General features: G+C 39.4%; 14 protein-coding genes and 1 riboswitch. Of the genes, 3 read left to right on the top strand and 11 right to left on the bottom strand.

The annotated features are described in order from the left end of the window. Positions 1 to 838, top strand: an 838-nt coding sequence (locus B3D98_RS16800; RefSeq protein ID WP_288584486.1) for a saccharopine dehydrogenase family protein, incomplete at its 5' end; no start/stop codon positions are given. Beyond that, positions 835 to 1,863, top strand: coding sequence for a carboxynorspermidine decarboxylase (locus tag B3D98_RS16795; RefSeq protein WP_288584483.1), 1,029 nt, complete (start codon positions 835 to 837; stop codon positions 1,861 to 1,863). The genes B3D98_RS16800 and B3D98_RS16795, both read left to right, overlap by 4 nt. 45 nt (positions 1,864 to 1,908) lie before the next feature. Here the strand turns inward: B3D98_RS16795 and B3D98_RS16790 are convergent, their stop codons facing one another. From B3D98_RS16790 to mce, 6 genes are all read right to left on the bottom strand, one after another. Further along, positions 1,909 to 2,790, bottom strand: coding sequence for an amidase (locus B3D98_RS16790; protein WP_288584480.1), 882 nt, complete (start codon positions 2,788 to 2,790; stop codon positions 1,909 to 1,911). A gap of 43 nt (positions 2,791 to 2,833) precedes the next feature. After that, positions 2,834 to 2,925: riboswitch (cyclic di-GMP riboswitch) on the bottom strand. 137 nt (positions 2,926 to 3,062) lie between these two features. Then, the gene (locus B3D98_RS16785) at positions 3,063 to 3,551 is read right to left on the bottom strand and encodes a chemotaxis protein CheW (protein ID WP_004231214.1); all 489 of its coding nucleotides are present in this window, start codon (positions 3,549 to 3,551) and stop codon (positions 3,063 to 3,065) included. 23 nt (positions 3,552 to 3,574) lie between these two features. Then, positions 3,575 to 4,690: a M20/M25/M40 family metallo-hydrolase gene (locus B3D98_RS16780; protein ID WP_048392312.1), complete on the bottom strand. Its 1,116-nt coding sequence runs from the start codon at positions 4,688 to 4,690 to the stop codon at positions 3,575 to 3,577. Between the two features lie 134 nt (positions 4,691 to 4,824). After that, a complete protein-coding gene (locus tag B3D98_RS16775) occupies positions 4,825 to 5,778 on the bottom strand; it encodes a hypothetical protein (RefSeq protein ID WP_288584471.1) in 954 nt (317 codons plus the stop codon). A gap of 106 nt (positions 5,779 to 5,884) precedes the next feature. Beyond that, positions 5,885 to 7,432, bottom strand: a complete 1,548-nt coding sequence (locus tag B3D98_RS16770) for an acyl-CoA carboxylase subunit beta (RefSeq protein WP_009370220.1) — start codon at positions 7,430 to 7,432, stop codon at positions 5,885 to 5,887. A gap of 5 nt (positions 7,433 to 7,437) precedes the next feature. Further along, the gene (gene mce / locus B3D98_RS16765; RefSeq protein ID WP_004231207.1) at positions 7,438 to 7,851 is read right to left on the bottom strand and encodes a methylmalonyl-CoA epimerase; all 414 of its coding nucleotides are present in this window, start codon (positions 7,849 to 7,851) and stop codon (positions 7,438 to 7,440) included. 125 nt (positions 7,852 to 7,976) lie between these two features. Here mce and prli42 point away from each other — a divergent pair, with 125 nt between their 5' ends. Beyond that, on the top strand, positions 7,977 to 8,072 hold the full coding sequence (gene prli42 / locus B3D98_RS16760; protein ID WP_009370219.1) for a stressosome-associated protein Prli42: 96 nt from the start codon (positions 7,977 to 7,979) through the stop codon (positions 8,070 to 8,072). Between the two features lie 22 nt (positions 8,073 to 8,094). On the opposite strand, the gene B3D98_RS16755 is transcribed toward prli42, so the two are convergent. From B3D98_RS16755 to B3D98_RS16735, 5 genes are all read right to left on the bottom strand, one after another. Further along, a complete protein-coding gene (locus tag B3D98_RS16755; RefSeq protein WP_081010952.1) occupies positions 8,095 to 9,105 on the bottom strand; it encodes an aromatic acid exporter family protein in 1,011 nt (336 codons plus the stop codon). A 152-nt stretch (positions 9,106 to 9,257) separates the two neighbouring features. Continuing rightward, positions 9,258 to 9,698: a BrxA/BrxB family bacilliredoxin gene (locus B3D98_RS16750; protein ID WP_004231203.1), complete on the bottom strand. Its 441-nt coding sequence runs from the start codon at positions 9,696 to 9,698 to the stop codon at positions 9,258 to 9,260. 161 nt (positions 9,699 to 9,859) lie between these two features. Beyond that, positions 9,860 to 10,957 carry a methylmalonyl Co-A mutase-associated GTPase MeaB gene (gene meaB, locus B3D98_RS16745; protein WP_103118406.1) on the bottom strand — a complete coding sequence of 366 codons (1,098 nt, stop codon included), beginning with the start codon at positions 10,955 to 10,957 and terminating at the stop codon, positions 9,860 to 9,862. Next, the gene (gene scpA, locus B3D98_RS16740) at positions 10,957 to 13,110 is read right to left on the bottom strand and encodes a methylmalonyl-CoA mutase (RefSeq protein WP_288584458.1); all 2,154 of its coding nucleotides are present in this window, start codon (positions 13,108 to 13,110) and stop codon (positions 10,957 to 10,959) included. The genes meaB and scpA overlap by 1 nt, the downstream gene beginning before the upstream one ends. Then, on the bottom strand, positions 13,107 to 14,810 hold the full coding sequence (locus tag B3D98_RS16735; RefSeq protein ID WP_288584455.1) for a methylmalonyl-CoA mutase family protein: 1,704 nt from the start codon (positions 14,808 to 14,810) through the stop codon (positions 13,107 to 13,109). Before B3D98_RS16735 ends, scpA begins: the two co-directional genes overlap by 4 nt. Positions 14,811 to 14,865 lie beyond the last annotated feature (55 nt).

Raw genomic sequence — 14,865 nt, 5'->3', positions numbered from 1 at the left:
TGGCTTAACTGCATTACTTGGAAGCGGTTTTGACCCAGGTGTAACAGGCGTTTTCACAGCTCATGCACAAAAACATGAATTTGATGAAATCCACTATATCGATATCGTGGATGCCAATGCGGGAGATCATGGATATCATTTCGCAACAAACTTCAACCCAGAAATTAACATTCGTGAAATTACAGCGAATGGTCGTTACTGGAAAGAAGGCGAGTGGATTGAAACTGCACCACTTGAGAAAAAAGAAGTGTATAACCTACCTGAAATCGGACCAAAAGATATTTACCTTCTATACCATGAAGAGCTTGAATCCCTTGCAAAAAATATCAAAGGTTTAAAACAAATCCGCTTCTGGATGACGTTCTCTGAAAAATACTTAACACACTTAAAAGTGTTAGAAAACGTAGGTATGACATCAATTGAGCCAATCGAATTCGAAGGGCAAATGATTCAACCAATCCACTTCCTTAAAGCGGTATTACCAGATCCAGCTTCACTTGGACCACGTACAAAAGGTAAAACAAACATCGGTTGTATCATTCGCGGTCTAAAAGATGGCAAAGAAAAAACGTACTATGTGTACAACGTATGTGACCACGAAGAGTGCTACAACGAGGTTGGTTCACAAGCGATTTCTTACACAACTGGCGTACCAGCTATGATCGGTGCAATGCTTGTGATGAACGGTGAATGGCGTAAACCAGGTGTATGGAATGTGGAAGATTTCAATCCAGATCCATTCATGGATGCACTAAATAAATGGGGTCTACCATGGCAAGAAAGCCATAACCCAGAATTATTAGACCTTGATTTAGATGCAAAGGAATTAAGCCGATGAAACCAATTGATTTTTCAAAAGTTCCATCCCCTTCTTATGTAGTGGATGAGCGATTATTAACAAAGAATCTTGAGCTTTTAAAATCAATTCAAGATCGAACAGGCTGCCGCATTTTATTAGCCCTTAAAGGCTTCTCTATGCATTCAACATTCCCACTAGTAGGGGAATATTTAGCGGGCATTACATCTAGCTCACTGCATGAGGCACGTCTTGGCNNGGCTCAGTTCAAGGATAAAGTTAAATCTGCTGGTAAAACAATTGAATGTGGTATTCGTGTGAATCCTGAATACTCTGAAATTGAAACAGCTCTTTATGATCCTTGTTACACAAACTCTCGCCTTGGTACAACATTGGCTAACTTTGATAAATCACAGCTTGATGGTATCGATGGCTTACACTTCCATGCGATGTGTGAACAAAATTCTGATACATTAGAGCGTATTATTGAAGTAGTTGAGGAAAAATTTGGTGATGTTTTACACCAAATGAAATGGTTAAACTTCGGTGGCGGTCACCATATTACACGTGATGATTATGATGTAGAAAAACTTGTGAACATCATTAATTATATTCAAGAAAAGTATAACCTGCTTGTTTATCTTGAGCCAGGTGAAGCAGTAGCCCTTAATACAGGCTATTTAGTAGCAACGGTGCTAGATATTCAAGAAAATGGAATGGATCTTGCTATTTTAGATACATCAGCAACATGTCACATGCCTGATGTACTTGAAATGCCTTACCGTCCAATGATTATTGGTTCTGGACAAGCAAATGAATTAGCACACACATATCGCTTAGGCGGACTAACATGTCTAGCTGGTGATGTGATTGGCGATTATTCGTTTGAACAGCCATTAAAACCAGGTGATCGTCTTGTATTCACAGATATGGCTCATTATTCAATGGTGAAAAACCATATGTTTAACGGTGTCAACTTACCATCTATCGTTTCTTATAATGATGAAGAAGGTATTAAAGTCATTCGTGAATTTAAATTCGAGGACTACAGTGGTCGACTGTCCTAATACCAATAGAAAAGCCCTTCCAGTTTAACACTGGAAGGACTTTTTTTATGGACGCATGGTCATCCAATTCTCCACATAATGAATGGCTACTCCATGAAAAGCATCGTTATTTGAAAAATGTTGCTGAACAAGTATAAGCTGTTCATTCATAAAGGCTTCTCCATTATCATAAAAAGTAATATTTTCCCCTTCCTCTGAAGCGCCTGTTTCTACACCAATTACAATTGATTTATTCACAGTGGAAGCATAAGCGATTTCATGTTCTACAATAGAGATAATATCTTTTGCAGCATCACGATAGGCCATGATCGTCACACTATCCGTATGGTCAATGACCCAATCAGCTAATAACCCTTTTCCAAATTGGTTATTATACTGAACTTCATCAAACCAAAATGGCATATCTACTTCTAAAGTAAGTTGTAACTGACTTGCTTTCTCACTTGCTTTCATTATTAGTGTTTGATAGGATTCTATCGTTTGTGCTTGATGTAAGCTCCATCCACTATTTAAATAAGGTTCTACATCAAGATGAACCCCAGAAAATTGCTCAGATTCAGTTGAATTCTCATTATATGTATGTAACCAATTAAACAATTCGTCTTGGCTTCGACTACCCTCAGCTGAAACCCAGCTTGCAGCACCATCCAATGCATAAATGCGAATACCTCTGTGAGAAGCGTTACTAATAAAATGCTTATAGTCATTGCTCGCTATGCCTTGATCGATTTGCAGATAAACTTTATTGACATCGTTATGTTCTAAAAATAATAATATTTTTTCTTGGTCATCCATGATGAGGGATGTATCCCACAGCCAAGTAGCCTTTTCCTGTATAGACATTGCATCAACCTTTCCACTTGATAAAGCTAATGAACTAATCATGATGACGATTAGTGCGGTCCATACTTTTAATTGTCTCTTCATACGAACTAACTCCATTCTACTCGCCACGGCTCCTAGAACAGAACCTGGCAACCTGACAATCTTGCACTGAAATTATAGTGTTTAGACTCATGGCTTTGCGTCCCTCCCTTTCGGTGAAGTTTGCCTTTTTCAGTTTTTTCTTAATCATTATCATACGCGGTTAGTAATTGTTTGTCTGTAGGTATAATGCATAATTGTCACATGTATGATCAGGTAAAAACGACAAAATACAGGTTAAATTTACTATTCAAACATAAAAAAACGTAGAGTACTTAAGCCTCTACGTTTTCCTTTTCATTTTCAAGCATTTTGTGTAAATAATCGATAATTTCCCTAATTCCCTCTAATGAATTAACCAGTATTTTTGGATCAACATATGTTATCATTCGATTTTCAAGATTAGCTACCGCAGTAAAATAGCGTGTTTTACTATAATTGACTAGACCCAATTGCTGAAGTACTGATTCATCGAAATCAAGAATTTCACGTGCTTCTGTAACAAGTAATCCATAATTAACAACATCTGTATTCAACACAATGATACGAGCAGTTGCTGTATTCGATGAACGATTGTACAGTATGCGTTCAAAATCAAGAACAGGTACAAGCTCACCGCGAATTCTTGTAAAGCCTAGAAGATAGTTAGGTAAATGAGGAATAGGTGTTACTTGCTCTAATTTTTCAATTGAAATCGCTTGCTCCACAGGTACAGCATACTCCTCTGTCCCACAAGCAAAAACGACTGCTTTGACACTTTCCATAGGGTCACATCCTTATTCGACTGTTAGTTTTTCGCCGATTCTTTGACGATTTCTACTAGTAAATCTGCTAATTTTTCAAGTTCTTCTACTGGTATTTTTTCATTTGTTGTATGGATATCCTCGTATCCAACAGATAAATTAACTGTAGGAATACCAAAGCCTGCGATGACGTTTGCATCTGAGCCTCCACCAGAAATGCCTAGTGTCGGTGTACGATCAATATTGCGTGCAGCAGCCATAGCTACCTGAACTACTTTATCAGATTCCGTTACACGGAAGCCTGGATACATTAGCTTCACTTCTACCTCTGCACGTGCGCCTAAAGAAGCAGCTACTTGTTCAAACGTATCTTGCATATGCTTTGTTTGCGCATCCAATTTAGCTTTGTCTATAGAGCGTGCTTCTGCAAGGATTGTCACTTCGTCACAAACAATATTCGTCGCTTGTCCACCTTCAAAACGCCCAATATTCGCTGTTGTTTCTTCATCTAAACGACCTAGTTTCATTTGAGCAATGCATTTTGATGCGACAGTTATGGCAGAAATGCCCTTTTCAGGAGCAACCCCTGCATGTGCCGTTTTTCCAATAATCTTTGTGAAAATTTTCGCTTGGAATGGTGCTGCTGTCACGATACCACCAACTTTACCATCGCTATCAACCGCAAATCCATATTTTGCTTTAATGTTAGCTGGATCTAACTCTTTAGCGCCAACAAGGCCACTTTCTTCACCAGCCGTAATAATAAATTCAATATCGCCATGTGCAATATTTTGCTCTTTCAAACGTTTGACCATCTCAAATAGAGCAGCTAGTCCTGCTTTATCATCGGCACCTAAAATCGTCGTACCATCTGATACGATATAGCCATCTTCACGTAAAGACGGTTTGATGCCTTTTCCTGGAACGACAGTATCCATATGAGAAGTGAAATAGATTGGCTCTACATCCAATGTGCCTTTTAATGTGGCAATAATATTACCTGCCCCATGTCCATTACGCGTATGTGCATCGTCTTGAATCACTGAAAATCCAAGTGCAGTTAACTTATCTACAAGAATTGGTGCTATTAGTTGTTCATGTTTTGTTTCCGAATCAATTTGTACGAGCTCAAAAAACTCTTCTACTAAACGACTTGTCATGTTGTAAAACTCCCTTAGTTTACGTGTATTTCCACGTTATAGTATATGTATCATTTTAGCACAACGTCAGAAGAGTTGAAATCATTGAACAATACTACCAAAATAAAAAGTCTGAGAAAAATCTCAGACTTTCCCTAGTCATTGAAAATAAGCTCTTTTTCTTTTTCTAATGATTGTAGGTAGTTGACAGCTTTATTATGTTTATCCTGTAAGCGCCAAATCGTATTATGTACATCATCTTGAACACGCGAGACCTGTTCCCTTGCTGTAGAGATTTTAGAATGAACAGACCATGCTGAAAAAATATCATCAAAAAAGTAATCAGCAAACTTAACAAACCCATCTGTTTCAATATGCAGCGATTTCGTAGACATTTCATGAACATCTAATAATTCATTATGAAACCGTTGTAACGCAATTTGAGCACTATGTAAATAGTTTTCAGACTGATCGAGTTCATCATGCTTTAAGTGCGTAGCAATCAGCCCACCGCCAAAAAATGTATCCCATGTGGAATATCCATTGGCCGAATGTAATGAAGCTGCTGCTTGCCCTAGCCTTGTAAGAGCTACTTCTCCCGCTTCCTCCGCCTCTTTAATTTCTCTAATGAGCTGCTTTGTTAGCATTTCCTCATGTGCTAAATGCTCTAGCCTTTCTGCTTGGGCAGCATCATGAATCTGTAAATACTTCTTCTTTTTAAGGTAGACCTGTTGAAGTGATTGCTGTAGCGCATTTTCATCAATCTGGGCAAGCTGATTCATCACTTGCACGTTGTCCTCTGCTAAATCATTTTGCATTTTCTTTGCTTCATTCAGCTTTAATTCAAGTACTGCCGCCTTATCAATTTTTTCTGCCCTCAGTTCATCTTGTTGCCCTGTCCACGTACGAATCATATTCATAAACGAGAAACCATCCAATTTATCAAGTTTGGATCGAATTTGGTGGAGTGCTGCTGTATGAGTGTCTATTTCCTGTTGTGTATGTTTAATTTGCCCATCAATTAACTGATTTTGTTCGTTTAATCTAGATGCTTTTCTAAGTTGTGCATGAATCTTTTCTTGCTCTGTTTGTAATTGCTGCCATTCCATTCATCTCAACTCCTCATATCTATCAGTACGGATGACATACAAAAATGTTTCACTTTTTGGCAATGAAAAACCTAGCAACTTTTGAGCTGCTAGGCTTGTATGACTATTATAGAGGAATATTACCGTGCTTTTTCTCTGGACGTGTTTCATGTTTGTTTGACAGCATATCAAGTCCTTGAATCAGCTTGATACGTGTATCTCGTGGATCGATTACGTCGTCTACCATACCGCGAGATGCTGCAACATATGGGTTAGCAAATTTCTCTTTATATTCTTCGATTTTTGCTGCACGAGTTGCTTCTGGGTCATCTGATTTTGCAATTTCACGGGCAAAAATGATGTTAGCTGCGCCAGCAGCACCCATAACAGCAATTTCAGCATTTGGCCATGCAAATACAAGGTCAGCACCAATTGATTTAGAGTTTAAGGCAACGTAAGCGCCTCCATAAGCTTTACGTAAAATCACTGTAATTTTTGGAACAGTCGCTTCTGAGTAAGCATAAAGAATTTTCGCACCATGACGAATAATACCACCATGTTCTTGTTTAACACCTGGGAAGAAGCCAGAAACGTCTTCAAATGTGATGATTGGGATATTGTATGCATCACAAGTACGAATGAAACGAGCAGCTTTATCAGAAGAATCGATATCTAAGCCACCAGCAAGAACTTTTGGTTGGTTACAAACAAGCCCAACTGATTCGCCAGCAATACGTGCAAAACCGACAACTACGTTTTTAGCAAACTCTGCATGTACTTCCATGAACGAACCTTCATCCACTACTTGCTCAACAACTTTACGTACATCATATGGACGTGTTGTTTCGATTGGTACTGTATCTACGATTTCTGGACGATAGTCATCCCCTTCAGGTCTAGCTTGACGAGGCGCCTTTTCTTTATTGTTTTGTGGTAAGTAGCTTAATAGTTTTTTAATTTCATCAATCGCTGCCTCTTCAGAAGGAGCACGGAAATGAGCATTCCCACTGACCGCATTATTTACTTTCGAACCACCTAAATCTTCAGCAGAAATTTTCTCTCCTGTTACCGTTTCGATTACTTTAGGTCCTGTAATGAACATTTGAGATGTCTTATCCACCATTAGAATAAAGTCAGTAATAGCTGGAGAATAAACAGCTCCACCAGCACAAGGTCCCATAATCACAGAGATTTGTGGAATCACACCGGAATAAATGGCATTTCGGTAGAAGATATGACCATAGCCATCTAATGAAAGAACACCCTCTTGAATACGTGCACCGCCTGAGTCATTGATGCCGATAAATGGTGTACCATTTTTAGCAGCTAGATCCATCACTGTTGCCATTTTTTTCGCATGCATTTCTCCAAGCGCCCCACCAAACACTGTGAAATCTTGAGAGAATAAGTATACTGGACGTCCGTTAATTTTACCGAATCCAGTTACGACACCATCACCAGGTCCCTCCATTTTTTCCATGCCGAAGTCTACTGTACGATGTGTAATAAATGGGTTGATTTCGAAAAATGTACCTTCGTCTAGCAACAAGTCTATACGCTCACGAGCAGTAAGTTTCCCCTTCTCATGCTGCTTATCGATGCGATCATAGCCACCACCAAGTTCAATTACCGTTTTACGGTCATACAAGTCATTGATTTTGTCGAACATATCCATACTAATCACTTATCCCCTTTTCCACTTTTATCACATAATTCATATAACACCCCAAATGAGGATTTAGGATGCATAAACGCAACCTCTGCCCCTCCAGCACCTGGCCCTGGCTCTTCGGATAAGAGACGTACACCTTTTTCACGAAGCTCTGCCATTCGTTCACGAATTCCCGTCACACCAAACGCAACATGATGAATTCCTTCTCCACGTTTTTCAATAAAACCATGTATGGCACTTTTATCACTCATTGGTTCTAATAGCTCGATTTTCACGTTCCCTGCATCGATAAATGCCACACGAACCTGTTGAGATTCTACTTCTTCCACTTTCATCAACTTTAAGCCCAAAGTTTCTGTATAATATGTAATGCGTTCATCAAGATCGCGCACTGCAATCCCAATATGGTCTACTTTCTCCATGGTGACATCTCCTTCTGTTATGGTACATACTCTATTTTACAGACTTTTTTGTCAAAACTCTACTACTTGAGAAATTTTTCAGATTTGCTAAACTATTTATAAGAAAAGAAGGAGCGAACGAGCATATGAGTAATAAAAAATTTCAAAAAGTCGTTATTTATAGTATGATCGCAATTATGCTAATCTCATCTCTAGCATTCGGATTATCTATGATAATTTAAGGCAAAGCACGAGGCGTCCACACTACTGTGGGCGCTCTTTTTTAGCCTTTAACCCTTTAAATGACTGCTTTATTTCTAAATACCTGTCCATTTCCTCTATAAACTGATAGAGGGCTGCCTGAGCGATAAATTGCTCGTGGCTTTGTGGTAAAGGAAGCTGAGAAAAATCGCGCTTAACATGTTCGAGTTTTTCGCGATACTGACTAGCCGTATTCCCCGAATGAACATGCTCACCTAGGTCTTGTAAAAAATCTGCCACAATTTCAGCCTCTTGTACTATAACAGGTAATGTCGTCACTTTGGGTAGCACTCTTTCGATAATTTCTAGCTGCTGCTCTCGCATATCGAAATATACATAGTAATCATTTTTACGTCTTGTAAAATGGTTTTGAACATCTTTAAACGCTAATGATTTTGCCTCTTCTAGTGCTTTGATTGCATCGATAATTTCTTGGCCGTTCCACAACGTATCTCCTTGCCGTAAATAGCTGGCAATTTCTAAAAAAATCTTACTATATAGCTCCTCTATTTTGACTCTGTAGTAATTTAATTCCTTTTGAATGTCTGGCATATACATATTAATGGCAATCCCTGTTCCATAACCGATAGCCATCAACGCTAATTCATTATAAACAAGTGTTAATGAATAACCTTCAGCAGCGTAAATATGCATAATAATCACGACACTGGAGATAAATCCATCCGCAACCTTTAAAGATACAATAGTAGGAATAAAGAGTATAAGCATGCCTGCTAGTGTAAGTGGATGATAAGCAAATAACTCAAAGCTTACAAAGGCAAAAAGCATTGCTACAATACTTGCAACCAATCGTGTATAGGCTGCATAAATGGATTTCTTTTTTGTTGGCTGCACACATAATATGGTTAGAATACCAGCAGATGCATATGAGGCTAAATCAAAATACTGTGCAATGGCAATAGCGATGGCCGCACCAATTGCTGTTTTTAAAGTTCGATAGCCGATTGAAAACTTCTTCAGGCCGACTGCCTCCCATCCTTTAGTACTCTTCACTCATTCAGCTAATTATTTAGCCAATATTACAAAAATTTTAATAATAATGAAACTACCTATACATGAGGATCAGTAGGAAGCCTACATAGATAGCATGATCTATGAGGCTTTTCTACTTGATTGAAAATGATTTTTCTTATGCAAGAATAGACTTAAAGCTCGTCACAATATTCTTCAAAGTTTGCTTGTAAATTTGTCACAACTGACATTGGGTCATGCCCTTCAATTTCATAGCGTCCCACTTCTGCGACAACTTGTCCGTCTTTTAATAGAACGAATGATGGTGATGAAGGTAGATGATCTTCTCCAAAATGGTAACGCGCTGCTGCAGTTGCCTCTTTATCTTGCCCTGCAAACACTGTTACTAAATGGTCTGGACGTTTATCATAATGAACGCATTGTGCTGCTGCTGGACGAGCGATACCACCCGCACAACCACACACTGAGTTCACCATTACTAATGTTGTACCTGGACGAGCAAACGCCTCTTCTACAGCTTCTGGTGTTGTTAATTGTTCATAACCAGCTGCCTCAATTTCAGCACGTGCTGTTTTTAAAATTTCCTGCATAAATAAATCGTAATCCATATTCATATAGCGATAGCTCCTTTCAAGTTCGCGCCAATTTAGTTATATTTCAGATAGTAGATTTTTGACGCTTATCCATCTCTTATCATAGCAGTTTGCAAGCAATTTGTGCACCTACTTGCTCAACACATTTCAGTTGAAATTACTACGATTTCAATAAGACTCGTTTACTTGTCTTCCTGCTCCTCGCTAAATAAACGATCCACACCTTGTGTAACTGTCAACTGTCCACTTAAAATTTGACGTTCAAGCTGTTGTACTTGTGCTTTACGTTGCGGGTTTCCATAAAAGATATCTATTAAATGATCGGTAATCATCGATTGGAACCATTCTTTTGTTTGTTGCTGGCGTCGGGTAGCCCAATAGTGATTTGCTTCTACGATTTGCTTGAATTCCCCAATTGTTTCCCAAACCTTATCAAGTCCTCGATTTTCTAGTGAACTAACAGGCATGGCAGTTGACATCCAACCAGGTGTAGCAGGCTGTAAAAAGTGCAAAATTTGTTTGTACTCTGCAACCGTTTTTTTAGCTAGACGTACATTATCACCATCCGCCTTATGCACGACAATTGCATCTGCTAATTCCATAATGCCTTTTTTCATGCCCTGCAATTCATCCCCCGCTCCTGTTAAAACAAGAAGCAGGAAGAAGTCAACCATGCCACGGACATAGGTTTCACTTTGTCCAACACCCACTGTTTCAATTAAAATCACATCATAGCCTGCTGCCTCACAAACTAACATGGTTTCTCGTGTCTTTTTGTGAACACCCCCTAGGGTACCTGCCGATGGCGATGGACGCACAAATGCACTAGGCTTCTTAACGAGCTCTTCCATACGCGTTTTATCGCCAAGTATACTTCCTCCCGATAGAGAAGAACTTGGATCAATGGCAAGAACAGCAACTCGTTTCCCCATATCACAAAGCATAGTACCGAAAGCCTCTATGAATGAGCTTTTTCCTGCCCCAGGCACACCTGTTATGCCAATTCGGATACTATTGCCTGTATGTGGAAGAAGCTCCTGCAATAGTTCTTGTGCCTGTACTTTATGGGTAGCGTTTGAACTTTCAATGAGGGTAATGGCTTTTGATAAATGTGTGCGAGAGCCCGCACGTACTTGTTGTGCAAGCTCTCCTACATTTAGAGTGTCTGCCTTTTTCTTTCGGAACTTTTTGGGTGTACCATATTGCATCCCGTCGTGAGTCGCCTCTACTCCGTCCATGACAAATAGCGCACTTTCTTCCATTCCTTTATTTTTGTCCATTATTCAGACACTTCCTCATAGCCTAAACGTTTGTAGATTTCTTCAATAATTTTTTGTGCGGATACAGGAATCACTGTACCTGGTCCGAAAATGGCTACTGCACCAGCATTATAAAGGAAATCATAATCTTGTGCTGGTATAACACCACCCACAATAATGATAATATCTTCACGACCTAGTTTTTCAAGCTCAGCTATCAATTCAGGCACTAATGTTTTATGTCCTGCTGCTAGTGAAGACACACCAATAACATGAACATCATTTTCAACAGCCATTTGAGCAGCCTCAGCAGGCGTCATAAATAATGGAGAAATATCTACGTCAAAGCCTAAATCTGCATAACCAGTTGCGACAACCTTTGCACCACGGTCATGTCCATCTTGTCCCATTTTAGCAACTAAAATACGCGGACGACGACCTTCATTTTCAAGGAATTCTTCTGTCATTTGTTTCACTTCCGCAATTTGCTCCTCATCAGAGAAGTTTGCAGAGTAAACACCAGAGATCGAACGAATGACCGCTTTATGACGACCAGAAACTGCTTCAATCGCATCAGATATTTCACCTAAAGAAGCACGAGCGCGCGCTGCATCCACTGCTACCGCTAGCAGGTTTTCTTCTCCATCTTGAGCCGCCTTCGTTAAGCGAGCTAAATGTTTTTGAACTTCCGCTTCATCACGAGCTGCCTTCATCGCTTCTAAACGTTCAATTTGTTTTTGACGAACAATGGTATTATCGATATCTAAAATATCGATTGGCTCTTCTTTTGCTAAGCGATACTTATTCACGCCAACAATCGTTTCTGTTTTAGAATCAATTTTCGCTTGACGTTTTGCTGCAGCTTCCTCAACCTTCATTTTTGGAAGTCCCGTTTCAATCGCTTTAGCCATACCACCAAGCGCTTCAATTTCTTCGATTAACGCCCAAGCAGATTTCGTAATTTCTTCTGTTAATTTCTCTACGTAGTACGAACCACCCCAAGGATCAATGACTTTTGTCATCGCTGTTTCCTCTTGTAAAAATAACTGTGTATTACGCGCGATACGTGCTGAGAAATCTGTTGGAAGTGCAATCGCTTCATCTAATGCATTTGTATGAAGGGATTGCGTATGTCCCATCGAAGAGGCATTTGCTTCGATTAAAGTACGTGCAACATTGTTAAATGGATCTTGCTCAGTTAATGACCAGCCAGATGTTTGGGAGTGCGTACGTAATGCTAATGTCTTTGGATTTTTCGGGTTAAACGTAGACATCATTTGTGCCCAAATACGACGTGCTGCACGCATTTTAGCAACTTCCATGTAATAGTTCATACCAATTGCCCAGAAGAACGATAAGCGAGGTGCAAATGCATCAATATCAATGCCTGCTTTTAATCCTGTTCGTACATACTCCAAGCCATCTGCTAATGTATAGGCAAGCTCAATGTCATTTGTTGCGCCTGCTTCTTGAATATGGTAACCCGAAATTGAAATAGAGTTAAATTTTGGCATATACTTCGCTGTATATTCAAAAATATCTGCAATGATATTCATTGACATAGCTGGTGGGTAAATATATGTATTACGCACCATGTATTCTTTTAAAATATCATTTTGAATGGTACCAGCTAATTGATCTGGCGTTACCCCTTGTTCTTCTGCTGCTACAATATAGAATGCAAGGACGGGTAATACGGCACCATTCATTGTCATTGAGACAGACATTTGGTCTAACGGGATTTGATCGAAAAGGATTTTCATATCCTCAACTGAGTCAATCGCAACCCCAGCTTTTCCTACATCCCCTGTTACACGTGGATGATCAGAGTCATAGCCTCGGTGTGTTGCTAAATCAAACGCGACAGAAAGACCTTTTTGTCCCATGGCCAAATTTCGTTTGTAAAAGGCATTGGATTCTTCAGCAGTTGAGAAACCAGCGTATTGCCGAACCGTCCATGGACGTGCTACATACATAGTAGGGTATGGTCCACGTGTGTTGGGTGCAATCCCTGCCACATCATTTAGATGTTTAGCCTCTTTAATATCTTCTTTTGTGTAAATATCTTTAATTTCAATCCCCTCATTTGTCATGAACTTGTCTTCAGACGCTTGAGGTGCTTCAGCTGTTAAAACCTTTTCTATTTCTACTGCATTAAAATTTGGCTTGCTCATCGTTGGACCTCCTTCATGCTCGCAAACACGGACTGTAATTTTTCAATGATGTTTTGTCCTGCGAAAATAAAGCCGTTTAAGCCATTTGCTAACCATGCTTCTTCTTCGTCTTTAAATTTGCCCGCTACATCTACAAGCACATTCGCTGGTTTTTCAGCTAAAATGGCTGATACAAATGCTTTTGTATCATCATCATTGCCTGCAATCACTACATACTTAGCCTCTGTCGCCTTCAGCCAAGCTACTGCCTCTTCTACAGTTGTCACTGGCTCACTTTTTTCTGGTACAAGACCCACTGTGTTTAAGAAGCCCGCTACAAAATCTGCGCGTGGTTTAGAGCTTTTTAATGATCCTAATGCTAAAATACCTGTTTTTACATCTGCTGCTGTCATGTCTGCACGTAAGTCCTCAAATGGAGCAGCGATACGCTTAATATCAGCAAATAATGGATTTGTATCCTGTTCAAGAATATCAGCTGGATTAGCATAAATATTCGTTCCAATTAATGATTGCTTACGTGTTTGGGCAGCTTTGATGCGTTTTTGATAGGATGCTTCCACTTCTTCTGCAAGCTTGCCAGAGGCTGTATATTCATCGATACCGCCAGCTGCCTGGATGTCTAAAAATAGTGCCCATGCTTCTTTCACAAAATCTGCTGTTAACGACTCGATAAAGTAAGAGCCCCCTGCTGGATCTTTTACTTTTAAGACATTTGTTTCTTCTCTTAAAATTAATGATACATTACGAGCGATACGAATGGATTGATCCGTAGGTTTTGTTAACACGTCATGTGGATGAACCGTAAAGAGATCAGCACCACCGATTAAACCAGAAAGCGCTTCATTTGAAGAGCGTAATAAATTTACATACACATCTAATTTAGAAAAGCTTCTTAATGATGTTTCAGCAACAGTAGGGATTTTGATATGATCTGTTACGCCATAAGCGGATGAGAACGCTTTCCAAAGTACTTTAAAAGCACGTAGCTTTGCAATCTCCGTAAAGAATTGTGTATCAATGGCAAATGATACAAAGAATTTCTTCGAGAACGCTTCAAAGCTTTCTTCTTGTTCTGCAAATTTGGCTGCTAATGCAAGTGCATAGGCTAATTCTTGTATAGCGTTAGCACCTTCATTATGATAAACCGTTGTGTCTGCACTGACTGAGCGCACGTTCGGAAATGCAGTCAAAGTGATAGGGTCTTTTGAAATAATGTAACCTTTAATGGCTTCTTGTTGATCTACTGGAATGTTGTCGAATACTGCTAATAATGGGTCTTTTGAATTTTCAATAGTAATTTTAAACGAATATTCTGAGAAATATGATGCTAATTTGACCAATACTTCTTCTGTCCAAGCAAAGCTCACTCGGCTATCAATCGTAATAACTTCATTGCCTCGAGCTAGACTATCCTCAAGCTGTGCAAAAAAAGCTTCGCTTGAATCAGCGTGAATTTGTTGTGCCACCTGAAATACTTGATCATTTTGTAGGGAACGGATTGTGGCAACTTGTAAATCAAGCTCTTCTCCAAGCTTAGCTACTAAACTTTCTTGCGTGTAAAGCGGCTGTAGTGTAACACCTTCATTTGTTTTTGTGAATAGTGACTCAAATGGTTTCCCTTTTAAAGCTTTGATTGCTGCATCTTGCCAGTCTGAATAGGCTGGTATTTCAAATTCAATATTTTTCATGTTGTTTGACATGCGGACGCTTAATCAGCTTCCCCCCTTAGTAGTTTCTATTTGTTATTCTACATGA

Source organism: Lysinibacillus sp. UBA5994, from assembly GCF_002429725.1.
GTDB lineage: Bacteria > Bacillota > Bacilli > Bacillales_A > Planococcaceae > Lysinibacillus > Lysinibacillus capsici.
This window is presented reverse-complemented; position numbering and strand designations above follow the sequence as displayed.